This window comes from Streptomyces alkaliphilus (assembly GCF_014141535.1).
GTDB lineage: Bacteria > Actinomycetota > Actinomycetes > Streptomycetales > Streptomycetaceae > Streptomyces > Streptomyces alkaliphilus.
Genome location: NZ_VKHT01001424.1, coordinates 1 through 911 on the forward strand (window position 1 = coordinate 1; position 911 = coordinate 911).

The following is a 911-nucleotide window of genomic DNA, read 5'->3' on the forward strand; positions in this document are numbered from 1 at the left end:
AGTTGTGTATAAGAGACAGCCCGTACCCCATGCCCGGCCCGGACCGTCTGCCCGCCAACCGCGTGGACTGGACCCCCGACCCCGGGCGGGCCGTGCTGCTCGTCCACGACCTGCAGAACCACTTCCTGTCCGCCTTCACCACCGACGCCCCGCCGATCCCGGAGATGCTCCACCACATCGGCCGGCTGCGGGCGGTCTGCGCCGAGGTCGGCATCCCCGTCCTGTACACCGCCCAGCCCGGTGGCCAGTCCCCCGAACAGCGCGGTCTGCAACAGGACTTCTGGGGCCCCGGCATCCCCGACGACCCGCGTGCCGCCGCCATCGCGGACGCCGTGGCCCCCGGCCCCGACGACACCGTGGTGACCAAGTGGAAGTACGGCGCCTTCACCCGCACCGACCTCGACACCCGACTGCGCGAGCTGGGACGTGACGAGGTGATCATCACCGGTGTCTACGCCCACATCGGCGTACAGGTCACCGCCTGCGAGGCGTGGATGCGCGACCTGCGGGCCTTCGTCGTCGCCGACGCCGTCGCCGACTTCTCCGAGGTCGAGCACCTGGGCGCCCTCACCTGGACCGCCGGGCGCTGCGCCGGTGTCACCGACACGGAGACCCTGGTGCGGTCCCTGGGCAAGGGAGCGGGGGATGCGGGAGCCGGCGCCGGTTCGGCCGCGCCGGTCGTCGAGCGGCTGCGCGCCGACGTCGCCGACCTCCTCGGCGAGGACCCCGCCGACCTGCCGGTGGACGAGAACCTCGCCGACCACGGCCTGGACTCCATCCGGCTGATGAGCCTGCTGGAGCGCTGGCGCGTCGAGTACGGCGTTGACCTGGCCTTCCCCGACCTCGCGGAGGAGCCCGTCATCGAGCGCTGGGCCGCCCTCCTGACCCCCCGTCCCTGAACGGCACCACCC

1 protein-coding gene and 1 pseudogene are annotated in these 911 nt (G+C 72.8%); both read left to right on the forward strand.

Translation table 11 applies throughout. The features are described from left to right. Positions 1-29: 29 nt before the first annotated feature. Positions 30-617 (forward strand): annotated as a pseudogene (locus FNQ90_RS24875) (isochorismatase family protein); the annotation flags it as partial. A gap of 123 nt (positions 618-740) precedes the next feature. Further along, positions 741-899, forward strand: coding sequence for a phosphopantetheine-binding protein (locus FNQ90_RS28580; RefSeq protein ID WP_323380171.1), 159 nt, complete (start codon positions 741-743; stop codon positions 897-899). Positions 900-911 lie beyond the last annotated feature (12 nt).